The following is a 24,043-nucleotide window of genomic DNA, read 5'->3' as shown; positions in this document are numbered from 1 at the left end:
CGCGAAGGTTTTAGAGGTTTTAGAGGTTTTGCAGGGTTTGGAGCAGAACCTTCACTTTGGTAATCGACTCCTGATACTCCGCCTGCCAGTCCGAGTCCGCGACAATCCCGCCGCCGCCCCAGCAGCACACCTGCCCATCCTTGACCAATAAACTGCGGATCGCGATGGAGCTGTCCATCTCGCCACGCACGTCCAGATACAACAACGAGCCGCAATACAAGCCGCGACGGGTTGGCTCCAGCTCGTCGATGATCTGCATCGCCCGAATCTTCGGCGCACCAGTGATCGAGCCACCGGGAAAGCTGCCGGCGATCAGGTCCAGTGCATCGCGATCCTGCGCCAGTTCGCCCGTCACGCTGCTGACCAGGTGATGCACATTCGGATAGCTTTCCAGGCTGAACAACTCCGGCACCCGTACCGAGCCGATACGGCAGGTGCGGCCGAGATCGTTGCGCAGCAAGTCGACAATCATCAGGTTTTCCGCGCGATCCTTTGGGCTGGCCAGCAGTTGCGCGGCATTCGCGGCGTCTTCGGCAGGTGTCAGGCCACGGGGGCGGGTGCCCTTGATCGGGCGGGTTTCGACCTGCCGCTGGCTGACTTTGACGAAGCGCTCGGGTGACAGGCTCAGCACTGCAGCGCCGTCGGGCAGGCTCTGGAAACCGGAAAAAGGCGTCGGGCAGGCGTCGCGCAATGCGCAATAGGCCAGCCATGGATCGCCTTGGCACGGCGCGCGAAAACGCTGGGCGAAGTTGACCTGATAGCAGTCGCCGGCCTGAATGTAATGCTGAATGCGTTCGAACGCCTGGCGGTAGTCGTCTGGCGACAGGTCGGGACTCATCGGCTGGTTCAGTTTGAACGGCGTCAGCGAGCCCGTCATCGGCTGACTGAACAGCGCAATCAGCCGCTGTTTTTCACTGTCGGCCAGCGTCGGGTGAAACACCAATTGGCTAGTGGCCGCGTGGTGATCGCTGATCAGCGCCCAGTTGTATAGGCCCAAACGCGCATCCGGTAATTGCAGATCATCGCGCGCCTGGCTCGGCAGACTCTCCAGATGCCGGCCGAAGTCATAACTCAGGTAACCGATCAGACCGCCGGCGAACGGCAACTCATAAGGCGCCGGCAATTGCGCGTCGCCCAAGCGCTCCAGATTGTCGCGCAGACGCTGGAGGAAATGGCTGCCGTTTTCGTCCGGCCACACCGCCAGTTGTTCCAGCGGCCAGGCGCTGAGCACGTCATAACGGCCACGGTCGGCACTCGGCCGGCCGCTGTCGAGCAGCACGGCGCCGGGGGCGTTGCGGATTGCCGCGAAGTATCCGGCGGGATTGGCGCGGTAAGGCAGAGGGTGTACGGAACAGGTCAGCATGGGCGGGGCAGATCGGCCATTGAGGCGGGGTAGGGATTGTAGTCCTCTGCGGGAATTGCTCCTAGAGGGGATGTCGGTGATTGGCAGGTTGTGGGGCTGATCGTCCCCGCGCAGCGCATGGGAACGATCATGGACAGGGTGATCAGCCTTCGACGGCGGGAATATGGCCGAACATCTCCTGAGTAAACGCCACCCGCTCTTCAACCGACTCTGTCACGCCACGGGCCTTCAGTTCTTCCAGTCGCGCTTCCACCGCGTGGGTACGCAGCGTCAGCCCGCAGTCGTTGGCGATCTGGATGTTCAGCCCCGGCCGCGCGTTCAGCTCAAGAATCAGCGGGCCTTTTTCCTGATCGAGCACCATGTCCACGCCGATATAACCCAGACCGCACAGCTCGTAGCAGCCAGCGGCGAGTTTCATGAAACCGTCCCAATAGGGCAGTTGCACGCCGTCCACCGCGTTGGTGGTGTCGGGGTGTTTGGCGATGATGTTGTTCAGCCAGGTGCCGCGCAGTGTCAGGCCCGTAGCCAGGTCGACACCCACACCGATGGCGCCCTGGTGCAGGTTGGCCTTGCCGCCGGACTGACGGGTCGGCAGGCGCAACATCGCCATCACCGGATAACCCATCAGCACGATGATGCGGATGTCCGGCACGCCTTCGTAGCTGATGCTCTTGAAGATCTGGTCCGGGGTGACGCGGTATTCGATCAGCGCGCGATCGCGATGGCCGCCTAGCGAATACAGGCCGGTGAGGATGCTGGAGATGTGATGCTCAAGTTCTTCGTGGGCAAGGATCTTGCCCGACACCGTGCGATAGCGTCCCTCGAAACGGTCAGCCACCACGATAATGCCGTCACCGCCGGCGCCTTGGGCCGGTTTGATCACGAAGTCGGTGTGCCCGTCGATGATCTCGCCGAGCTTGTCGATTTCCTTCTCGGTGGAGATCACGCCATACAGCTCTGGCACTTGAATGCCGGCCTCGATGGCGCGCTCCTTGGTGATGATCTTGTCATCGACGATCGGGTACAGACTGCGCTTGTTGTACTTGAGCACATAGTCCGCGTTGCGGCGATTGATGCCCATGATGCCTCGGGCTTCCAGGGCCTTCCAGGTCTTCCAGAAACCGAACATCAGTGATCAGCCTTGTTCAGGAACGCCTTGAAACGCACCAGCTCGGTCAGGCGATAACCGCGATAGCGACCCATTGCCAGCATGAAACCCACCATGATCAGCAGGATCGCCGGGAAGGTGAAGACGAAGTACACCAACTCAGGCACGGTCATGATCAAGTGCGCCAGCGACGCGGCGAACAGCGTGCCGATGGCCACTTTCATCGCGTGACTTGCGCCACGTTCTTCCCAGGTGATCGACAGGCGCTCAATGGTCATGGTCAAAATCACCATCGGGAACAACGCCACCGACAGGCCGCGCTCCAGACCGAGCTTATGGCTGAACAGACTGATCGCCGCGATCAACACCACGACAAAGGTCAGCACCACCGACAGGCGCGGCAGCATCTGCAGTTTCAGATGTTCCAGATAAGAGCGTAACGACAGGCCCAGCGCGGTAATCACGGTGAACAGGATGATGCCGAAGCCCAACTGGGTTTCGCGGAAGGCGAGGGCGATCAGTACGGGGGTGAAGGTGCCGAGGGTCTGCAGGCCGATCAGGTTGCGCAGGATCAGGATCACCAGCACGCCAATCGGGATCATCACCATGATCATGAAGGTTTGCTGGGTTTGCAGCGGCAGGCCATACAGCGAGTATTCGAGGAAGTTGGCGTCGGTGTTTTCGTCGGTCAGCTTGGCCAGACGAATCGCATTCATCTCGCTGTTGTTCAGGCTGAAGGTCACGTTGGCTTTCTTGCCGCCGTCGATGGTGATCAGGTTCTCATCGCCGGTCCACCACTGCAGGCGGTCGCTTGGCAGGCCTTGTTCGCCGGTTTCCGGGTTGAAGTACAGCCAGTCGTTGCCATTGAAGCTGCGCAGCCACAATTCAGGGCTTTGTGGTTGATCGGCAACCAGGCGGATGGTGTGGACTTTTTCAACCGGGACGTGCGCGATAGACAGCAACAGTTCGACGATTTTGGCTTTGTGCGCGGTGGATGGATCGCCCGCCAGCAGCAGTTTCACGTTGTCATCGTTGAGGTTGTTGACGCGTTTGATCGCCTCGCCAATGAAGGTTTCGACGTCGGCCGAGTGCTGGCGGATCGGCGCGAGCAGTGCTTCGGCGGCGATTTTTTCCGGGCCTTCGACCGCAATGCTGTCGCGGAAGGTCGGGCCTTTGATCTTGGATTTTTCCGAGGTGTAACGCTTGGTCAGCACCAAACGGTAATACAGGGTCTGGTTGCCCTTGGCCCGGCGCGCCGACCAGGTCACCTTGCGGTTGCCATCGACGCGGTTCACGGCCACGCCATAGTTATTGGAGATGAAGCTTTCGTTGAGGCTGACGTAATCGCGGCTCAGGGGCGGCACGAACATCTGGATTTTGACCGGATCCTTGGCACTGGCGACGAACTCGACCTTGGCATCGATGTTCCACAAATCGTCGGTGGCGTCTTCGGTCACCGGAATGCCGAGCACGAAAATCTGATAGGCCGTAACCGAAACGCCCAGCAACACCAGAATGGTGATCAGGATTTTCAGGTGAAAGGTTAGAGAACGCATGGAAATTACTCGGCGGTATGAGCGGCGATGGTGCAGGCGGGTTTGCCGGCAGCGTATTTAAGACTCGGGTCGACCAGCGCATCGAAACGTTTCAAGGCTTCGGAGCCGATCAAAAGCGGATATTGGAACGCACTTCGGTCGGTCAGGTTCACTTCGATGCTGCGCATCGCCGTGCCCATGCAGATATCCAGCTCGATCACCGGGCGGGCGGTGTACTTCTTGCCTTCTTCCGGGTCGTAGTCGCCGGCGCGGCGCTTGATCTTGCTGACCCGGGCCAGCGGTCGTTCGATCGGGTGCGAATGCGCGGCGTCGATCGCCAGGTAGAAACGTACCCAGGATTCACCGTCCCGCTTGAAGCGTTTGATGTCGCGGGCACTCAGCGAGGCGGTTTTAGCGCCCGTATCGAGTTTGGCCGCGACTTGCAGATTGATGCCATCCAACGAGGCGTATTCGTTGAGGCCGTACACGGTTTTTTCTCCCGCGGCGGCAAGCCCGGGCAGGCAAAACAGAGCAAAAAATGTGGGGAAAGGCTTGAGTCTCATAAATCCTGGTGCGCAGCGTTCCGTTTTCGGTTCAGGTCCTTGGCAAAACTTGCGCAAGCCCCTTCGTGTGCCTATCAGCTTTTTATGACAAGCCGTACAAATGGCCAGCAAATGCGGGCGGCATTCTAGCACGGTGATTTTATGGCGCCAGCGCCCGAGCGGGTCTATAACCCTTGGGGTGGTCCAAGGGTGGTTATTAGACGATTGTCGACAATATCTATTTTTCCTTTGACTGAGGCTGGCGAATTGACTAGTTTTTGCCGCATTGGATTTAAAGGTGTCGACAATCATGCTGGATCAACTCGATCCCCCGGTCATCAGCGGCGACGATTCCGAGACGCTTTCGGAAAACGTCTTCCGGCGCATTCAGGCGGCCATCGTCAAAGGCGAGATCGCTCCAGGCAGCAAAATCTCCGAGCCGGAGCTGGCGCGCACCTACGGCATTAGTCGTGGCCCGCTGCGTGAGGCGATTCATCGTCTGGAAGGTCAGCGCCTGCTGGTCCGGGTGCCGCATGTCGGTGCGCGGGTGGTGTCGCTCAGTCACGCCGAATTGCTGGAACTCTACGAAATCCGCGAATCCCTTGAAGGCATGGCTTGCCGCTTGGCGGCTGAACGCATGAGCGTCGAAGAAATCGACGAGTTGCGCCGGGTGCTCGAAACCCACGAGCGCGACGCGGCATTTCAGGCCGGCGTCGGCTACTACCAGCAGGAAGGCGATTTCGACTTTCACTACCGGATCATCCAGGGCAGCGGCAACCGCACCCTCACGCAAATGCTTTGCGGCGAGCTCTATCAACTGGTGCGCATGTACCGCATCCAGTTTTCCTCCACGCCCAATCGCCCCCGCCAGGCCTTTGCCGAACACCACCGCATTCTCGATGCGATCGCCGACCGTGACGGCGAGCTCGCGGAATTGTTGATGCGCCGTCACATCGGCGCCTCGAAACGCAATATCGCCCGTCATTACCAGGACGGCGCCAACGATAAGACAGCCACTGAACGAGGTGAGTCATGAGTTCCAACCTGAACACTCCAGGCCAGCGTTTCCGCGACGCGGTCGCCAGCGAGCATCCATTGCAGGTGGTGGGCGCGATCAACGCCAACCACGCGCTGTTGGCCAAACGCGCCGGCTTCAAAGCGATCTACCTGTCCGGTGGCGGTGTGGCGGCGGGCTCGCTCGGCGTGCCGGACCTGGGCATCACCGGCCTGGACGACGTGCTGACCGACGTGCGCCGCATCACCGACGTTTGCGATCTGCCGCTGCTGGTGGACGTGGATACCGGTTTCGGTTCTTCAGCCTTCAACGTGGCGCGCACCGTCAAGTCGATGATCAAGTTCGGCGCGGCGGCGATTCACATCGAGGATCAGGTCGGCGCCAAGCGCTGCGGTCATCGCCCAAACAAAGAGATCGTCAGCCAGCAGGAAATGGTCGACCGCATCAAAGCCGCCGTCGATGCCCGCACGGACGACAGCTTCGTGATCATGGCGCGTACCGATGCGCTGGCGGTCGAAGGCCTGGAGTCGGCACTGGATCGCGCTGCCGCATGCATCGAGGCCGGCGCCGACATGATCTTCCCGGAGGCCATCACCGAACTTGAGATGTACAAACTGTTCGCCAACCGCGTGAAAGCGCCGATTCTGGCCAACATCACCGAATTCGGCTCGACACCGCTGTACACCACCGAGCAACTGGCCGGCGCCGACGTGTCGCTGGTGCTGTACCCGCTGTCGGCGTTTCGCGCGATGAATAAAGCGGCGGAAAACGTCTACACCGCGATCCGCCGCGACGGCACGCAGCAGAATGTCATCGACACCATGCAGACTCGCATGGAGCTTTACGATCGCATCGATTACCACACCTTCGAGCAGAAGCTCGATGCGTTGTTTGCGGCGAAGAAGTAAGCCGCCGTACTCCCTAACAAATTCAAGATTGGAGAAAACAATGGCTGAAGCAAAAGTACTCAGTGGCGCCGGGCTCCGGGGCCAGGTGGCCGGGCAAACGGCACTGTCCACCGTGGGCCAGGCCGGCGCCGGGCTGACCTATCGCGGCTACGACGTGCGTGAACTGGCGGCAGAGGCGCAATTTGAAGAAGTCGCTTACCTGCTGCTTTACGGCGAGCTGCCGACCCAAGCGCAACTTGCCGCCTACCAGGGCAAACTGAGCAAACTGCGCGACCTGCCGCAAGCGCTGAAAGAAGTGCTGGAACGCATCCCCGCCGACGCTCATCCGATGGACGTGATGCGCACCGGTTGCTCGTTCCTGGGCAACATCGAACCGGAGAAAGACTTCAGCGAACAGTGCGACAAGACTGACCGTCTGCTGGCCGCGTTCCCGGCGATCATGTGCTACTGGTATCGCTTCAGCCACGACGGCAAACGCATCAACTGCGTCAGCGACGAGCCCACCATTGGCGGCCACTTCCTTCACCTGTTGCACGACAAGAAACCGAGCGAACTGCACGTCAAAGTGATGAACGTGTCGCTGATTCTGTACGCCGAGCACGAATTCAACGCCTCGACGTTCACCGCTCGCGTTTGTGCATCGACCCTGTCGGACCTGTATTCCTGCGTCACCGCCGCTATCGGTTCGTTGCGCGGCCCGCTGCACGGCGGTGCCAACGAAGCGGCGATGGAAATGATCGAGCGCTTCTCATCGCCCGAAGAGGCGATCAAAGGCACCCTCGGCATGCTTGAGCGCAAAGACAAGATCATGGGCTTCGGTCACGCGATCTATAAGGACAGCGACCCGCGCAACGAGGTGATCAAGGGCTGGTCGAAAAAACTGGCTGACGAAGTGGGTGACAAGGTGTTGTTCGCGGTTTCCGAAGCCATTGACAAGACCATGTGGGAGCAGAAAAAACTGTTCCCGAATGCCGACTTCTACCATGCCTCGGCTTACCACTTCATGGGCATCCCGACCAAACTGTTCACGCCGATTTTCGTCTGCTCGCGCCTGACCGGCTGGGCCGCGCATGTGTTCGAACAGCGTGCCAACAACCGCATCATCCGTCCAAGCGCCGAGTACATCGGCGTCGAACAGCGCAAGTTCGTGCCAATCGAACGTCGCTGAATGGTGGGCCTCCCGCACCGGTAACTGGATAAACCGGGAACCAATGTGTGACCGAGTCCACTTCAGTGCCGGTGCAATGTTCACCTCTTGAAACTACCGTGACCCGAGTCCTGACCCGATGAACACAGAATTTCGCAAGAACCTGCCCGGCAGTCCTCTGGATTACTTCGACGTCCGTGCGGCGGTCGAGGCGATTCAGCCCGGCAGTTACGACACCCTGCCGTACACCTCCCGCGTGCTGGCGGAAAACCTGGTGCGTCGCTGCGATCCGGCCACGCTCACCGATTCCCTCAAGCAACTGATCGAACGCAAACGCGACCTCGACTTCCCGTGGTTTCCGGCCCGTGTGGTGTGCCACGACATTCTGGGCCAGACCGCGCTGGTCGACCTCGCTGGTCTGCGCGACGCGATTGCCTTGCAAGGCGGCGACCCGGCGCAGGTCAACCCGGGGGTGCCGACGCAACTGATCGTCGACCACTCGCTGGCCGTCGAAGCGGGCGGTTTTGATGCCCAGGCGTTCGAGAAAAACCGCGCCATCGAAGACCGTCGCAACGAAGACCGGTTCCACTTCATCAACTGGACCAAAAAGGCCTTCAAGAACGTCGACGTGATCCCGCCGGGTAACGGCATCATGCACCAGATCAACCTGGAGAAAATGTCGCCGGTGATCCAGGTGCGCGACGGTGTGGCGTTCCCGGACACCTGCGTCGGCACCGACAGCCATACCCCGCACGTTGATGCACTGGGCGTGATCGCCATCGGCGTTGGCGGTCTCGAAGCCGAGAGTGTGATGCTCGGCCGCGCCTCGTGGATGCGCCTGCCGGAAAGCGTCGGCGTCGAATTGACCGGCAAGCTGCAACCGGGCATCACCGCCACCGACATGGTGCTGGCACTCACCGAATACCTGCGCAAACAGAAAGTCGTCGGGGCGTGGCTGGAGTTCTTCGGCGAAGGCGCTGCCGCGCTGACCCTCGGCGACCGCGCCACCATCTCCAACATGGCCCCGGAATACGGCGCCACGGCGGCGATGTTCTACATCGATCAGCAGACCATCGATTACCTGAAACTCACGGGTCGCGAAGACCAGCAAGTGCAGTTGGTCGAGCAATACGCCAAGACCACCGGCCTGTGGGCCGACAGCCTCAAAGGTGCGCAATACGAGCGTGGTTTGACCTTTGATCTGTCCTCGGTCGTGCGCAACATGGCCGGCCCGAGCAACCCGCACGCCCGCGTCGCCACCCGCGATCTGGCGGCCAAAGGCATCAGCGGCCAGTGGGAAGAGGTGCCGGGGCAGATGCCCGACGGCGCGGTGATCATCGCCGCCATCACCAGTTGCACCAACACCAGCAACCCGCGCAACGTCATCGCCGCCGGCCTGCTGGCGCGCAATGCCAACAAGCTTGGATTGACCCGCAAGCCGTGGGTCAAATCCTCGTTGGCCCCGGGCTCGAAAACCGTGGCGCTGTACCTCGATGAAGCGGGGCTGACCACGGAGCTGGAGCAACTCGGTTTCGGTGTCGTCGCATTCGCCTGCACGACTTGCAACGGCATGTCGGGTGCGCTGGACCCGGTGATCCAGCAAGAGATCATCGATCGTGATCTGTACGCCACGGCCGTGCTTTCGGGCAACCGCAACTTCGACGGCCGGATTCACCCCTACGCCAAGCAAGCGTTCCTGGCCTCGCCGCCATTGGTTGTGGCGTACGCCATCGCTGGCACCATCCGCTTCGACATTGAGAAGGATGTGTTGGGCGTGGTCGACGGCAAGGAAATCCGCCTCAAAGACATCTGGCCGAGCGACGAAGAAATCGACGCCGTGGTCAAATCCTCGGTCAAGCCGGAGCAGTTCCGTCAGGTCTACATCCCGATGTTCGCCATCCACGAAGACACCGGCCCGAAAGTCACGCCGCTGTACGAGTGGCGTGAGATGAGCACCTACATTCGTCGTCCGCCGTATTGGGAAGGCGCACTGGCGGGTGCGCGTCCGCTCAAGGGCATGCGCCCGCTGGCGGTGCTGCCGGACAACATCACCACCGATCACCTGTCGCCGTCGAACGCGATCATGCTCAACAGCGCCGCCGGCGAATACCTGGCGAAAATGGGCTTGCCGGAAGAGGACTTCAACTCCTACGCCACCCACCGGGGTGACCACTTGACTGCGCAACGCGCAACGTTTGCCAACCCGAAACTGTTCAACGAAATGGTGGTGGAAAACGGCAAGGTCAAACAGGGTTCGCTGGCCCGCGTCGAGCCGGAAGGCCAAGTGATGCGCATGTGGGAAGCCATCGAAACCTACATGGAGCGCAAGCAGCCACTGATCATCATTGCCGGCGCCGATTACGGTCAGGGTTCGTCCCGCGACTGGGCGGCCAAGGGGGTGCGTCTGGCTGGGGTCGAGGCGATTGCTGCCGAAGGCTTCGAACGTATCCATCGCACCAATCTGGTGGGTATGGGCGTGTTGCCGCTGGAGTTCAAACCGGGCACCGACCGTCACACCCTGGCCATCGACGGCAGCGAAACCTACGACGTGATCGGCGCCCGCACACCGCGCGCTGACTTGACGCTGGTGATCCATCGCAAGAACGGCGAGCGCGTCGACGTGCCGGTGACATGCCGCCTCGACACCGCTGAAGAAGTGTCGATCTACGAGGCCGGCGGCGTGTTGCAGCGCTTCGCTCAGGACTTCCTCGAAGAGTCGTCGGTTGCCGTTTAAATCATCGTATGTGGGCGTGGGCTTTTGAGTCCCGCGCCTTTGTTAAGGAGCACCATGGCTCACGCACCTCAAATAAAGATCCCCGCTACCTACATGCGTGGCGGTACCAGCAAAGGCGTGTTTTTCAGTCTCAAGGACCTGCCCGAGGCGGCGCAGATTCCCGGCCCGGCCCGCGATGCGTTGTTGTTGCGGGTGATCGGCAGCCCCGACCCGTACGACAAGCAGATCGACGGCATGGGCGGCGCCACGTCGAGCACCAGCAAAACCGTGATCCTGTCGAAAAGCATCAAAGCCGATCACGACGTCGACTACCTGTTCGGTCAGGTCTCCATCGACAAGCCGTTCGTGGACTGGAGCGGCAACTGCGGCAACCTGTCGGCGGCGGTCGGTTCGTTCGCGATCAGCAATGGTTTGGTCGACGCCAGCCGTATCCCGCAAAACGGCGTAGCGGTGGTGCGCGTATGGCAGGCCAACATCGGCAAGACCATCATTGCTCATGTGCCAATCACCCATGGCGAGGTGCAGGAAACCGGCGACTTCGAACTCGACGGGGTGACCTTTCCGGCCGCCGAAGTGCAAGTGGAGTTCATGGACCCGGCAGCAGACGAAGAGGGCGGCGGTGGCTCAATGTTCCCCACCGGCAACCTGGTCGATGAACTGCAAGTGCCCGGTGTGGGCACGTTCCAGGCGACCATGATCAATGCCGGCATTCCGACGATCTTTGTCAACGCCGCCGACCTCGGTTACACCGGCACCGAGTTGCAGAGCGCGATCAACAGCGATCCGAAAGCGCTGCAAATGTTTGAAACCATTCGTGCCTACGGTGCGTTGCGCATGGGGTTGATCGCCAATCTGGATGAAGCCGCCAAGCGCCAACACACACCGAAAGTCGCGTTCGTGGCCAAGCCTGCGGATTACGTGGCCTCCAGTGGCAAGGCGGTTGCGGCAGGTGACGTTGATCTGCTGGTGCGCGCCTTGTCGATGGGCAAATTGCACCACGCGATGATGGGCACCGCAGCCGTTGCGATCGGTACCGCTGCTGCCATTTCCGGCACGTTGGTAAACCTCGCGGCGGGTGGCATCGAGCGCAATGCCGTGCGTTTTGGCCATCCGTCCGGGACCTTGCGGGTCGGTGCTGAGGCCAGTCTGGAAAACGGTGAGTGGGTGGTGAAGAAGGCCATCATGAGTCGCAGTGCGCGGGTATTGATGGAAGGCTACGTGCGCATTCCCGGCGACGCTTTTTAAGTAACACTTCATTCCCTGTGGGAGCGGGCTTGCTCGCGAAGGCGGCGCACCAGGCAACAATGATGTCGACTGACACTGCGCCTTCGTGAGCAAACCCGCTCCTTGGGGATAGTATTTCAACCCAAAAAATCAGCCCTGAACCGAGGTCCCATCAACGAACCACTTCAAGAGTGAATCGAACATGAGCGCCAACGTAGACCTGAACAATCGCCCCGACTACGACCGTGTCCTGCAGGACATCGCCGACTACGTCCTCTCTTTCAAAGTTGACTCCAGCGAAGCCCTCGACACCGCCCGCAACTGCCTGATGGACACGCTCGGCTGTGGCCTGCTGGCGTTGCGTTTCCCCGAATGCATCAAACACCTTGGCCCCATCGTTGAAGGCACTGTCGTGCCGTTCGGGGCACGAGTTCCGGGCACGAGCTATCGCCTCGACCCGGTGAAAGCCGCGTGGGACATCGGCTGCATCGTGCGTTGGCTTGATTACAACGACACTTGGCTCGCTGCCGAGTGGGGGCATCCGTCGGACAACCTCGGCGCGATTCTCGCGGTGGCCGATCACCTTTCGCAAAAACGTCAGGCCAACGGTGAAGCGCCGCTGACGATTCGCGATGTGCTGGAGGCCATGATCATGGCCCATGAGATTCAGGGCGTGATCGCACTGGAGAATGCCTTCAACCGCGTAGGACTCGACCACGTCATCTTGGTCAAAGTCGCTTCAACCGCCGTCACCGCCAAACTCATGGGGGCCAATCGCGAGCAGTTGTTGTCGGCGTTGTCCCATGCGTTCGCTGACGGACAGGCGCTGCGCACATATCGGCATGCTCCGAACGCCGGCTCGCGCAAATCCTGGGCGGCGGGGGATGCATCGAGTCGTGGCGTGCGCCTGGCGGACATCGCCATGCGCGGTGAGATGGGCATTCCCGGTGTTTTGAGCGCGAAACAGTGGGGCTTTTACGACGTGCTGTTCAGCCACACCAACAGCGATCTGACCTTAAAACCGGAGGATAAACGCAGCTTCAGTTTCTCGCGGCCGTTTGGCAGTTACGTGATGGAAAACGTGCTGTTCAAGATCAGCTTCCCGGCCGAATTTCATGCGCAAACAGCTTGCGAAGCGGCGGTCACGCTGCACCCTCAGGTGCGCAATCGCCTGCATGAAATCGACCGCATCGTCATCACCACACATGAGTCGGCGATTCGCATCATTTCCAAGGTCGGGCCGCTGGCCAATGCGGCCGACCGTGACCATTGCATTCAGTACATGACCGCTGTGCCGTTGGCGTTCGGCAATCTGGTGGCCGAGCAATACGAAGACGATTTTCACAAGGCCCACCCGATCATTGATGTGCTGCGCGAAAAAATGGTCATTGTCGAAGACCCGCGCTTCACTCGCGAGTATCTGGAGGCCGACAAACGCTCGATTGCCAACGCGGTGCAGGTGTTTTTCAAGGACGGTTCGAGCACCGAGAACGTGGTGGTGGAATACCCGATTGGTCACCGTCGCCGTCGCGCCGAAGGCATTCCGTTGCTCGAAGACAAGTTCAAGACGAACCTGGCAACCCGTTTCACCGACCAACGCAGCGGCAAGATCTTCGCGCTGTGCACAGATCAGGCGCAGCTTGAGGCGACTGCGGTGAACCGCTTCGTCGACCTGTTCGTGATCTAGGGCTCATTCAAACCGCAGGATCACCCGGCGGTTGGTCCTGCTCTTCTTCTCGATTTTTTCGCAAAACACTCGACCGATTTCCAGGGTGTTTTGTACGTGGGTGCCGCCACAGGGCTGGAGGTCGATGCCGATCACTTCGACCATTCGCAATTCACCCTGAATCGCCGGCGGGTTAATCGTTTTGCTGCCGGTTTTTTCCAGCAGTGCGGGAAACTCCGAGGCGGGCATCGACAGGGTGGTGACGGCAATGGCCTGCTCGATCAGCGCGTTGAGGTCGTGGGTGAGGCTGTCCTTGTCGAGGGTCATTTGGGGCAGGTCGAAATCCAGCCGGCCCTTGTCGGCACTGATGCTGCACCCGGTGACCGGCGCATTGATGATCGAGCCCAGCAGGTGCAGGCAGGTGTGCATCTTCATGTGTTGATAGCGCCGCGCCCAGTCCAGGCTGGCGTTGAGCAGGGCGCCGACGCATAGCTGAGGCGGGCATTGCGCAACGTTGTGCCAGATGATCGACGGCAGCAACGGGTCGCGCAGCGTTCCCGTCACCTCGATCCGGGTGCCATCCGGCAAGCTGAAGTGCCCGGTGTCGCCCGGCTGCCCGCCACCGGTGGGATAGAACAGCGTGTGTTCGAGGACGACGGCCTGATCAACCACCGCGATCACCCGGGCACTGAAATCGCGCTGATAAGGGGCATTGTTAAAAAGACTGAGGGTTTCCATGGTGTGTACCGACATTTGAACCTCCGATGTTCAATGCATGATTGTTAGCGCTTGGCTGGCAGCTTGGTGATCGCAAATCCGCCCAGCAGGACGGCTGAATACAGCATCAGCTCGCGAGAAATTTCCGTGCCTTCGTACCAGGCGCCGATGATCACGGCGAACACCGGAAAGATGATGAACACGAATGACAGAAGCACCGGGCTCAGGCGTTTGAGCAGGACGAAATAGACGATAAAGCCGCCGACCGACGCTATCAGCCCCAAGTACAGCAGCGCCCCCCAGGAGCGTGGCGTGATGGTGGCGAACGTCGGGTCTTCCAGCGAAAGGCCGGTGACCAGCAGCATCAAACCGGCAATGCCGATGGGCAGAGTGTTGTAGGTGATCACACTGATTGCGCTGCCGTGCTTTTTGGTGATCACGTAGCACAGCGCGTGCATGATCGCCGCGCTGAGAATCGCCAGTACACCAAGCCATTGCGCCTGATCCAGATGCAAACCCTGGCTGCGGATGATCATGAACAGGCTGCCGAAACCGATGGCGATCCCGAGTATTTGCGTCGCCTGGATGTTCTCGCGCAGAAACAGCGCAGAAAAAATCAGGATGAACACCGGCATGCAACTGAACAACAGCGCGGTCAGGCCGGACGACACATGCATCTCGCCATAGTTGAGCAAGTAGTAGGGCAGGCTGAAATACGACAGCGTGACGAACACAAAGAACCAGCGACTCCGCCGGGGGAACAGCAGCGGTTCTTTGCGCAATACGGCGAAGCCGAGGAACAGCGGAAAGGCAATCAGAAAGCGCAGCCCGGCGGCAGTCAGTGGCGGCACACTTTCCACGGCAATCTTGATCCCCAGCCATGTCGTGCCCCAACTCAGGCAGACGATCAGAAACAACACGCTGGTGACCAACCCGGCGAGCCAGGGTTTGCTGGTGTTCAACGGTGTGCTGAGGGCGATCGACATGCGGTGTGCTCCGAACGACGGAATTGACCTGATTACTGAAAAGGTCTATCCCTGATTGAACCTGTTTTCAGTACGCTATTCGGGGCAAGAATGACTGTCAAAGTAAGTATTGCCATGGTGTCAATCCTGCGTGACGGCCTGGCCAATGGCGTCGGCGTGAAGTATCAGCGCCTCGCGGACGCGGTCGAGAAGACCATCGTTGCCGGTGTTATCGAGGCCGGTTGCAAGTTGCCCCCCCACAGGTTGTTGGCCGATAGCCTCGGCGTCACCATCGGCACCGTCAGCCGTGCCTACGGCCAACTGGAGCGTGTGGGATGGGTCGTGGCCCGTGTAGGAGACGGCACTTATGTGCGTCAGCGCGGGATGGAGCGGCCGCAAGACAAGGGCTTTCGCAATGTCAGCGATGAGCCCCCGGCCTGCTTCGACATGAGTCGCAATCAGCCGATTCCCGGGCAGGAAACGGCTTTGATGAGCCAAGCCCTGCAGACACTGGCCGGTGATCCGCACCGCTTGCAGCAGTTGACGGGATACACCGCTGAAGGTGGACTGCCACGGCATCGAGCGGCGGGTGCCCAATGGCTGCGTCATGGGGATTTTGTCCCGCACGCCGATCAGGTGCTGTGCGTCAACGGTGGTCAGCATGGCCTGTTGTGCGCGTTGATGGGTTTGCTCAAGGCGGGTGACACGGTGGTCACCGAGCATTTGTCCTACCCCGGATTGATCAGCGTCGCACGCCAACTCGGGATAAAGCTGATCGGTGCCGCGATGGATGACGAAGGACTGTTGCCCTCGGCGCTGGAGGACATTTGCCGTCAGCACCGGGTATCCGCGCTGTATTGCACGCCGACGATCCAGAATCCTACGGCGGCGGTCATGTCGATCTCACGACGCCAGGCGATTGCCGAGGTCTGTCGCCAACACAACCTGCTGATCCTCGAAGACGAAGCACACGCGGTGCTGGATCGCCAGCGTCCGCTGCCTCTGAGTTATTTCGCCCCTGAGCGTTCAGTGTTGATCGGCAGTCTGAGCAAGGCGGTTTCGGCGGGGGTGCGGGTTGGCTATCTGCATGTGCCGCAAGCGTTGCTTGGGCGCATCAGCTCCGCCATTCGTGGTACCTGCTGGATGGCTAATCCATTGACCCAGGAGGTGGCGACTCTGTGGATCGAAAACGGCATGGCCGAGCGCTTGCTGGATGAGCAGATCGGCGAGATCGGCCGGCGCAAGGCCTGGGTGGCGGGTGCGCTGGAGGGATTGAGCTACAAGACGCATATCCACAGCCCGCATTTCTGGTTGCAAGTGCCTGAGCTGTGGCGGGCGTCGCAGATTGCCGCGGAATTGAAGGAAAACAACTATCTGGTGGCGACCGCCGAGGCGTTCGCCGTCGGGCACGCGGCGGTGCCGCAGTTTATTCGGGCGAGTGTGTGCAATTCGGTGGGGGATGACAGGTTGTTGCTGGGTGGGTTTGAAGCGCTGGCGCGGTCACTCACCGAAACCGCGTAATCGTTCTTCGCGAGCAAGCTCGCGAAGGTTTCAGATCAGGCACCGCGAATCTACTTGAACCGCCGCTCCACGCCTTTCTCGACCAGAATCTTCGCCGAAATTTCCTCCACCGAGAAATGCGTGGAGTTGATGTTCGGGATGTTTTCGCGGCGGAACAGGTTTTCCACTTCGCGCACTTCGAATTCGCACTGGGCATAGCTCGAATAGCGGCTGTTGGGCTTGCGCTCGTTACGGATCGCGGTGAGGCGATCCGGGTCGATGGTCAGGCCGAACAGCTTGTGCTGGTGCGCGCGCAGGGCGGCTGGCAAGGTCAGGCGCTCCATGTCGTCCTCGGTCAGTGGGTAGTTGGCGGCGCGGATGCCGAACTGCATCGCCATATACAGGCACGTCGGCGTCTTACCACAACGCGACACGCCCACTAGTATCAGATCGGCCTTGTCGTAATAGTGCGTGCGGGCGCCGTCATCGTTGTCGAGGGCGAAGTTCACCGCTTCGATGCGCTCCATGTAATTGGAGTTGTGCCCGATCGAATGCGACTTGCCGACGGTGTAGGAAGAATGCTCGGTCAATTCCTGCTCGAGAGGCGCCAGGAAGGTCGAGAAAATGTCGATCATGAAACCATTGGAGGTGGCGAGAATCTCACGAATGTCCTGATTGACGATGGTGTCGAAGATAATCGGGCGAAAGCCGTCGGTTTCAGCGGCTTTGTTGATTTGTTGTACCATGGCCCGCGCTTTTTCCACGCTGTCGATGTACGGGCGCGTGAATTTGCTGAAGCCTATGTTTTCGAACTGCGCCAAGAGGCTTTGACCCAGGGTTTCGGCGGTAATGCCGGTGCCATCGGAGATAAAGAAAGCAGATCGTTTCATTTGCACCTTGGGCCTTAAGTGAGTGTCCTGTGTTGCCTATGCATGCCGTCGTGGCGGCGCCTGTTGTCGCCATACTACGTTGCCGCTCCTCGCCATAGCCAGCTATGACTTGCCGCGGCGCCTTGTCTGGCAACAACAGTCACTCGCCACATCGGCATGCATAGGCAGTACAGGACACTTATGAGCATTTCTGGATATGATAGGCGCGATTTGCCGGCCGCCATTGGCCCGCATTCTCACTTATTTTCCAGGTCCAGGCCATACAGCCGGCCAACGCTCCCCCGAGCCGCCGGCTTCTGAGCTTTTCCAACACAGTTAGTGGAGAGATCACCTTGGTAGAGTACGTAGTTTCCCTCGATAAGCTCGGCAAACACGATGTTGAGCATGTGGGGGGCAAGAACGCATCCCTGGGCGAGATGATCAGCAACCTGGCAGGCGCCGGTGTGTCGGTCCCTGGCGGCTTTGCCACCACCGCTCAGGCCTATCGCGACTTCCTCGAACTGAGCGGCCTCAACGACCAGATCCACAAGGCCCTCGACGCACTCGACGTTGATGACGTCAATGCGCTGGCCAAGACCGGCGCCCAGATCCGTCAATGGATCATGGAAGCCGAGTTTCCTGAAAAACTGAATGCCGAGATCCGCACCGCGTTCGCCGCGCTGTCGGCCGGTAACCCTGACGTGGCCGTGGCCGTGCGTTCTTCGGCCACCGCCGAAGACTTGCCGGACGCCTCTTTTGCCGGTCAGCAGGAAACCTTTCTGAACATCCGTGGCGTGGAAAACGTCATCCGCGCTGCCAAAGAGGTGTTCGCTTCGCTGTTCAACGACCGTGCGATCTCCTACCGCGTGCACCAGGGCTTCGACCACAAGCTGGTTGCCCTGTCGGCCGGCGTGCAGCGCATGGTGCGTTCGGAAACCGGCACCGCCGGCGTGATGTTCACCCTCGATACCGAATCGGGCTTTCGTGACGTGGTGTTCATCACCGGCGCCTACGGCCTGGGTGAAACCGTCGTACAAGGCGCGGTGAACCCGGATGAGTTTTATGTCCACAAGGGCACGCTGGAAGCCGGTCGTCCGGCGATCCTGCGTCGCAACCTGGGCAGCAAAGCCATCAAGATGATTTACGGCGACGAGGCCAAGGCCGGTCGGTCGGTCAAAACCGTCGATGTCGACAAGGCTGACCGCGCGCGTTTCTGTCTGAGCGACGCCGAAGTCAGCGAACTGGCCAAGCAGGCGATGATCATCGAGAAGCACTACCAGTGCCCGATGGACATCGAATGGGCCAAGGACGGTGACGACGGCAAGCTGTACATCGTGCAGGCCCGTCCGGAAACCGTGAAAAGCCGCACTCAGGCCAACGTCATGGAACGTTACCTGCTCAAAGAAACCGGCACCGTGCTGGTCGAAGGTCGCGCCATCGGCCAGCGCATCGGCGCCGGCAAGGTTCGCATCATCAAGGACGTGTCCGAGATGGACAAAGTCCAGCCGGGCGACGTGCTGGTGTCCGACATGACCGACCCGGACTGGGAACCGGTGATGAAGCGCGCCAGCGCCATCGTCACCAACCGGGGCGGCCGTACCTGCCACGCGGCGATCATTGCCCGTGAACTGGGGATTCCGGCCGTCGTGGGCTGTGGTAACGCCACCCACCTGCTGAAGGACGGTCAGGGCGTGACCGTGTCCTGCGCCGAAGGCGACACCGGTTACATCTTCGAAGGCGAACTGGGCTTCGACATCAAGAAGAACTCCGTGGATGCCATGCCTGATCTGCCGTTCAAGATCATGATGAACGTCGGCAACCCGGACCGCGCCTTCGACTTCGCGCAACTGCCGAATGCCGGTGTGGGCCTGGCCCGCCTGGAATTCATCATCAACCGCATGATCGGCGTCCACCCCAAAGCACTGCTGAACTACGACGGCCTGCCGCCGGAAATCAAGGAAAGCGTCGACAAGCGCATCGCCGGTTACGACGATCCGGTCGGTTTCTACGTCGAAAAACTGGTTGAAGGCATCAGCACCCTCGCGGCTGCCTTCGCGCCGAAGAAAGTCATCGTGCGTCTGTCGGACTTCAAGTCCAACGAATACGCCAACCTGATCGGCGGCAAACTCTACGAGCCGGAAGAAGAAAACCCGATGCTGGGCTTCCGTGGCGCTTCGCGTTACATCAGCGAATCGTTCCGTGACTGCTTCGAACTCGAATGCCGGGCCCTCAAGCGGGTGCGCAACGAGATGGGCCTGACCAACGTCGAAATCATGGTGCCGTTCGTGCGCACCCTTGGCGAAGCCAGCCAGGTTGTGGATCTGCTCGCAGAGAACGGATTGAAGCGCGGCGAGAACGGTTTGCGCGTCATCATGATGTGCGAACTGCCGTCGAACGCGATTCTCGCGGAAGAATTCCTCGAATTCTTCGACGGTTTCTCGATCGGTTCCAACGACCTGACTCAACTGACCTTGGGTCTGGATCGCGACTCGGGCATCATCGCGCACCTGTTCGACGAACGTAATCCGGCGGTCAAGAAGCTGTTGGCCAACGCGATTGCCGCGTGCAACAAGGCCGGCAAGTACATCGGTATCTGCGGTCAGGGGCCTTCGGATCACCCGGATCTGGCCAAATGGCTGATGGAACAGGGCATCGAAAGCGTGTCGCTGAACCCGGACACCGTGCTGGAAACCTGGTTCTTCCTGGCGGAAGGCCAAGCGGCCCAATAAGTCGTTAATGAAGCCTCGACCTGCCTTTGCGGGTCGAGGCTTTGAGATTGAAGTAGGGCGGGCTCCTGTGGATGCCGCCCTTTTTTGTGCAAGAGCATTATGCAAAGCAGCAGCAACCTATTTCCTGTCGCCCTGATCAGCGCCGAGCGGCGCGGCGATCTGAGCGAAGATGTTTACCGATTGAAACCCGGCAACAGCCCGGACTGGTCTGTGGAAATCGCCGTCACCCGTTTGGGTATGGCCGATGAACCGGCCGTGCGCGGCGTGCCAGTGATTCTGTTGCATGGCAGTTTTTCCAATCGGCGCTTCTGGTTTTCCCCGAAAGGTCTGGGGCTGGGTGCGTACCTGGCACGGCTGGGTTTCGACGTGTGGATCCCGGAGATGCGCGGTCACGGTCTGTCGCAGCGCAACGAGGATTACCGGCGCAATCGCGTCGCTGACTACGCGCGATACGATCTGCCGGCAATTGCCGCGTTCGTGCGCGAGCAGAGCGGTCAGGTTCCGCATTGGCTCGGGCACTCGCTGGGCGGCATCACCCTGGCGGCGGCGCTGGGCGGCGAATACCTGGGTGAGCCGGCCGTGGCGTCCGCGGCATTTTTTGGCACGCAAGTCAGCCGAACCTACTGGCCCCTGAAAATCCCACCGGTGGAGTGGAGCAGTCGCTTCATTCTCAAGCGATTTGCCCAGCTATCGGGCTCGCGTCTTAAACGTGGGCCAGAAGACGAGCCGATCGGTCTGGCCATCGAAAGCATGCGCTGGTATGGCTTGTTCGGTCGTTTTGGTGACAAGGACAAGGATTGGTGGGCCGGTTTGGCAGATGTTCAAGTGCCCGTGCTGGCGGTCAGCGCAGCGGGGGACCATCAGGACCCGGCCTGGGCCTGTCGCAAACTGTTCGAGCAGATAGGCAGCGAGCAAAAACAGTTCGTCAATCTGGGGCGCGAGCAGGGCTTCAGCGAAAATTTCGGTCATGTCGAGATGTTGGTGAGCAAATCTGCGCAGACGCAAGTGTGGCCACTGGTTGCACGCTGGTTGAGCGATCAGCAAGCGCCCCTGCTGGGTGGGAAGCCGGATATGGCGGCTGCAGGCTGAGTCGCAGGCTCTGAAAAGGGCATTTCGTTCGGCATGGCTTGCGGCTAAGATATGACGCGTTGTGCGGTTCTGGTCATATTGGGTGGCTGTTTAGCTATTACGTTTCAGCGTTTGTTCAGGTTCGTTCAGCGACCATGGGATGAACTAAGGTAAACAGCGACCGCCGGAACTCGTTTCAAAAGAGTGCGTCATCCCTGATCGTCTTCCTTTTCACAGGAGTTTTTCGATGAACCATTACCTTACGCCTGACCTTTGCGACGCTTATCCGGAGCTGGTTCAGGTGCTGGAACCGATGTTCAGCAATTTCGGCGGCCGTGATTCGTTCGGCGGCGAAATCGTGACCATCAAATGCTTCGAAGACAACTCGCTGGTCAAGGAACAAGCCGAGCTCAACGGCCACGGCAAGGTGCTGGTGGTCGATGGCGGCGGTTCCCTGCGCCGTGCGCTGTTGGGCGACATGATCGCCGAGAAGGCCGCAAAGAATGGCTGGGAAGGGCTGGTGATCTACGGTTGCATCCGTGATGTCGACGTTATTGCCCAGACCGATCTCGGGGTTCAGGCCTTGGCCAGTCATCCGATGAAGACCGAAAAACGCGGCGTTGGCGACCTCAACGTTGCGGTGACTTTTGCCGGTGTGACGTTCCACCCGGGGCACTACATTTATGCGGACAACAACGGCGTGATCATCTCGCCGAGCCCGCTGAAGATGCCTGAATAAGCCTTCGACAAAGGGATGAGGATGTTCGAGGAAGAAAACGCGCAATGGGGGCTGGTGCATGCCCTGGTGCTGGACGGTAAAGGCGGTGCGCGTTCGATAGCCCGGACTGAACTCGACGATTTGCAACTGCAGGCCCATGAAAGCCTGTGGCTGCATTGGGATCGCAGTCATCCGCAAACCCAGACCTGGCTGCGCAAATCCAGTGGTCTCAATGAATTCACCTGCGACCTGCTGCTGGAAGAGAACACCCGACCTCGTTTGTTGCCGTTGCCGGATGCCGAGTTGTTGCTGTTTTTGCGCGGGGTCAATCTCAATCCGGGCGCGGAGCCGGAAGACATGGTGTCGGTGCGCATTTTTGCCAGCGCTCAGCGTGTGATCTCCCTGCGTTTGCGACCGTTGCGGGCTACCGATGAATTGCTCGCGCAACTGGCAGACGGCAAAGGCCCGAAAACCGCTTCTGAACTGATCCTTTATCTGGCGCAGTTCCTTACCAACAAGGTGCAGGATCTGGTCACTTGCCTCTCGGAAATCGCCGATGAGGAAGAAGAAAAAATGGATGCCGACGAACGGTATACGCCCGATCATGGCGCCATTTTGCACATCCGTCGCAGGGCGGCTGGACTGAAGCGTTTTCTCGCGCCACAGCGGGATATCTTCGGCCAGATGACGCGGATAAAACTGCCCTGGTTCGTCGATGACGATGCCGACTACTGGAACGAATTGAACAACAGCCTGACGCGTTATCTCGAAGAGCTCGAATTGACCCGAGAGCGCGTGGGGCTTGTGCTGGAGGCTGAGGACCGGCGCCTGAGCGAGCGCATGAATCGCACGATGTATCGCTTCGGGATCATCACCGGGATCTTTTTACCGATGAGTTTTATCACCGGTCTGCTGGGTATAAACGTCGGTGGAATTCCGCTTTCCGGGAGTCCTTACGGCTTCCTGGTGGCTTGCCTGCTGATGGTCGCTGTGGCCCTTGGGCAGTGGTGGTTGTTCCGACGTTTGCGTTGGGTATAGAGATGCCGCATGTGACCCGACCAAATTTGCCCGCGTCTTTCACAGACATCACGAGAGGTGCGTATGCACGATCCGTTTGAACAGTCTTTGCGTGACATGCTCAACGCTTCGCCGTCCAGCCGCGACGACGATGCGTGCCTGGGTCGCGTACTCAAAACCGCCAACCGCCAGGTCGGCGCCGGCGATCTGTTCAGCCTGCTGGGCCGCTGGCTGCCCGCGCTGATGATCGCCTTGAACAACGGATCGGCCCATGTTTCGCCGGTTTCCCGTCTTCGTAAACCTACCGCTCGCACTGCTGATAAGGCTGATTGAATATGGAACTTGATCTCTGGACTCAGAGCCTCGTCACTGCAATGACTGCGTTGTGGACCAAAGTCGCCAACTTCATCCCGAACCTGTTTGGCGCACTGGTCGTGCTGCTGCTGGGTTTCGTCGTGGCGAAGCTGCTCGATACCTTGCTGTCCAAGCTGCTTGCCAAACTGGGTCTCGACCGCCTGATGGGCGGCACCGGTTTGACCAAGTTGATGTCGCGTGCCGGGTTGCAGGTACCGATTTCGACCCTGATTGGCAAAATCGTCTACTGGTTCGTTCTGCTCATTTTCCTGGTTTCTGCAGCAGAATCCCTCGGGCTTGAGCGAGTTTCGGCTACGCTCGACATCCTGGCGCTGTATTTGCCGAAAGTATTCGGCGCCGCGCTGGTGTTGCTGGTAGGTGTTCTGCTCGCACAACTGGCCAACGGGCTGGTGCGTGGTGCAGCAGAAGGCGTAGGTCTGGACTACGCTTCGGGATTGGGTCGAATTGCACAGGGACTGGTGATCATCATCAGCATCTCGGTTGCGATCAGTCAGCTTGAGGTCAAGACCGACCTTCTGAACCATGTGATCGTCATTGTTCTGATTACCGTTGGTCTGGCCGTTGCGCTGGCCATGGGCTTGGGAAGCCGGGAAATCGCCGGTCAGATTCTTGCGGGAATCTATGTGCGTGAGCTGTATCAGGTTGGGCAACAAGTGCGTGTTGGCGAGGTCGAAGGCCAGATCGAAGAGATCGGCACGGTTAAAACCACACTGCTGACCGATGAGGGTGAGCTAGTCTCTCTTTCCAATCGGATCCTGCTGGAACAGCATGTGAGTAGCCGCTAATCCGGCAAACCCTGCTAATGTATGCCGCCGCAAAATGCCAGCTGATGCTGGTTGCGGC

General features: G+C 59.8%; 20 protein-coding genes. 13 read left to right on the top strand and 7 right to left on the bottom strand.

Annotated elements, in window-relative coordinates; translation table 11 throughout:
- Positions 1–19: 19 nt before the first annotated feature.
- The 4 genes from pabB to rloA form a co-directional block, all read right to left on the bottom strand.
- Positions 20–1,363, bottom strand: coding sequence for an aminodeoxychorismate synthase component I (gene pabB / locus AACY02_RS14195; protein WP_339432489.1), 1,344 nt, complete (start codon positions 1,361–1,363; stop codon positions 20–22).
- A gap of 142 nt (positions 1,364–1,505) precedes the next feature.
- A complete protein-coding gene (locus tag AACY02_RS14190) occupies positions 1,506–2,492 on the bottom strand; it encodes an alpha-L-glutamate ligase-like protein (RefSeq protein WP_339432488.1) in 987 nt (328 codons plus the stop codon).
- A complete protein-coding gene (gene rloB / locus AACY02_RS14185; protein WP_221733944.1) occupies positions 2,492–4,027 on the bottom strand; it encodes an osmotic stress tolerance membrane protein RloB in 1,536 nt (511 codons plus the stop codon). The genes AACY02_RS14190 and rloB overlap by 1 nt, the downstream gene beginning before the upstream one ends.
- A gap of 5 nt (positions 4,028–4,032) precedes the next feature.
- Positions 4,033–4,569: a retropepsin-like aspartic peptidase RloA gene (gene rloA, locus AACY02_RS14180; protein ID WP_221733943.1), complete on the bottom strand. Its 537-nt coding sequence runs from the start codon at positions 4,567–4,569 to the stop codon at positions 4,033–4,035.
- Positions 4,570–4,861: 292 nt separating this feature from the next.
- Between rloA and AACY02_RS14175 the strand changes: the two genes are divergently transcribed.
- The 6 genes from AACY02_RS14175 (at position 4,862) to prpD (ending at position 13,263) form a co-directional block, all read left to right on the top strand.
- The gene (locus AACY02_RS14175; RefSeq protein WP_221733954.1) at positions 4,862–5,584 is read left to right on the top strand and encodes a GntR family transcriptional regulator; all 723 of its coding nucleotides are present in this window, start codon (positions 4,862–4,864) and stop codon (positions 5,582–5,584) included.
- Positions 5,581–6,471 carry a methylisocitrate lyase gene (gene prpB, locus AACY02_RS14170; protein ID WP_250603955.1) on the top strand — a complete coding sequence of 297 codons (891 nt, stop codon included), beginning with the start codon at positions 5,581–5,583 and terminating at the stop codon, positions 6,469–6,471. Before AACY02_RS14175 ends, prpB begins: the two co-directional genes overlap by 4 nt.
- Before the next feature lie 40 nt (positions 6,472–6,511).
- The gene (gene prpC / locus AACY02_RS14165; protein ID WP_339432487.1) at positions 6,512–7,639 is read left to right on the top strand and encodes a bifunctional 2-methylcitrate synthase/citrate synthase; all 1,128 of its coding nucleotides are present in this window, start codon (positions 6,512–6,514) and stop codon (positions 7,637–7,639) included.
- Positions 7,640–7,757: 118 nt separating this feature from the next.
- Positions 7,758–10,352 carry a Fe/S-dependent 2-methylisocitrate dehydratase AcnD gene (gene acnD / locus AACY02_RS14160; protein ID WP_339432486.1) on the top strand — a complete coding sequence of 865 codons (2,595 nt, stop codon included), beginning with the start codon at positions 7,758–7,760 and terminating at the stop codon, positions 10,350–10,352.
- A 54-nt stretch (positions 10,353–10,406) separates the two neighbouring features.
- Positions 10,407–11,597 carry a 2-methylaconitate cis-trans isomerase PrpF gene (gene prpF / locus AACY02_RS14155; protein ID WP_339432485.1) on the top strand — a complete coding sequence of 397 codons (1,191 nt, stop codon included), beginning with the start codon at positions 10,407–10,409 and terminating at the stop codon, positions 11,595–11,597.
- Positions 11,598–11,778: 181 nt separating this feature from the next.
- Complete coding sequence (prpD, locus tag AACY02_RS14150; RefSeq protein WP_339432484.1) at positions 11,779–13,263, top strand: 2-methylcitrate dehydratase; 1,485 nt, start codon at positions 11,779–11,781, stop codon at positions 13,261–13,263.
- Positions 13,264–13,266: 3 nt separating this feature from the next.
- On the opposite strand, the gene AACY02_RS14145 is transcribed toward prpD, so the two are convergent.
- Positions 13,267–13,995, bottom strand: coding sequence for an alanyl-tRNA editing protein (locus AACY02_RS14145; RefSeq protein ID WP_339432483.1), 729 nt, complete (start codon positions 13,993–13,995; stop codon positions 13,267–13,269).
- Positions 13,996–14,024: 29 nt separating this feature from the next.
- Complete coding sequence (locus tag AACY02_RS14140) at positions 14,025–14,945, bottom strand: DMT family transporter (protein WP_339432482.1); 921 nt, start codon at positions 14,943–14,945, stop codon at positions 14,025–14,027.
- Between the two features lie 90 nt (positions 14,946–15,035).
- Here AACY02_RS14140 and AACY02_RS14135 point away from each other — a divergent pair, with 90 nt between their 5' ends.
- Positions 15,036–16,445 (top strand): aminotransferase-like domain-containing protein, encoded by a 1,410-nt coding sequence (locus tag AACY02_RS14135; protein WP_339432481.1) that lies wholly within the window; start codon positions 15,036–15,038, stop codon positions 16,443–16,445.
- A gap of 50 nt (positions 16,446–16,495) precedes the next feature.
- Here the strand turns inward: AACY02_RS14135 and ppsR are convergent, their stop codons facing one another.
- Complete coding sequence (gene ppsR, locus AACY02_RS14130; RefSeq protein WP_339432480.1) at positions 16,496–17,314, bottom strand: posphoenolpyruvate synthetase regulatory kinase/phosphorylase PpsR; 819 nt, start codon at positions 17,312–17,314, stop codon at positions 16,496–16,498.
- A 332-nt stretch (positions 17,315–17,646) separates the two neighbouring features.
- Between ppsR and ppsA the strand changes: the two genes are divergently transcribed.
- From ppsA to AACY02_RS14100, 6 genes are all read left to right on the top strand, one after another.
- The gene (gene ppsA, locus AACY02_RS14125) at positions 17,647–20,022 is read left to right on the top strand and encodes a phosphoenolpyruvate synthase (protein ID WP_339432479.1); all 2,376 of its coding nucleotides are present in this window, start codon (positions 17,647–17,649) and stop codon (positions 20,020–20,022) included.
- A 99-nt stretch (positions 20,023–20,121) separates the two neighbouring features.
- Positions 20,122–21,111, top strand: a complete 990-nt coding sequence (locus tag AACY02_RS14120) for an alpha/beta fold hydrolase (RefSeq protein ID WP_339432478.1) — start codon at positions 20,122–20,124, stop codon at positions 21,109–21,111.
- Between the two features lie 226 nt (positions 21,112–21,337).
- A complete protein-coding gene (gene rraA / locus AACY02_RS14115; RefSeq protein ID WP_339432477.1) occupies positions 21,338–21,829 on the top strand; it encodes a ribonuclease E activity regulator RraA in 492 nt (163 codons plus the stop codon).
- 21 nt (positions 21,830–21,850) lie between these two features.
- The gene (locus tag AACY02_RS14110) at positions 21,851–22,846 is read left to right on the top strand and encodes a zinc transporter ZntB (RefSeq protein WP_339432476.1); all 996 of its coding nucleotides are present in this window, start codon (positions 21,851–21,853) and stop codon (positions 22,844–22,846) included.
- Between the two features lie 63 nt (positions 22,847–22,909).
- Complete coding sequence (locus AACY02_RS14105; RefSeq protein ID WP_008076827.1) at positions 22,910–23,158, top strand: hypothetical protein; 249 nt, start codon at positions 22,910–22,912, stop codon at positions 23,156–23,158.
- A 2-nt stretch (positions 23,159–23,160) separates the two neighbouring features.
- Positions 23,161–23,985, top strand: a complete 825-nt coding sequence (locus AACY02_RS14100; protein ID WP_221733929.1) for a mechanosensitive ion channel family protein — start codon at positions 23,161–23,163, stop codon at positions 23,983–23,985.
- Positions 23,986–24,043 lie beyond the last annotated feature (58 nt).

Source organism: Pseudomonas sp. EA_65y_Pfl2_P78 (assembly GCF_963970495.1).
GTDB classification, from domain to species: Bacteria; Pseudomonadota; Gammaproteobacteria; order Pseudomonadales; family Pseudomonadaceae; genus Aquipseudomonas; species Aquipseudomonas baetica_A.
This window is presented reverse-complemented; position numbering and strand designations above follow the sequence as displayed.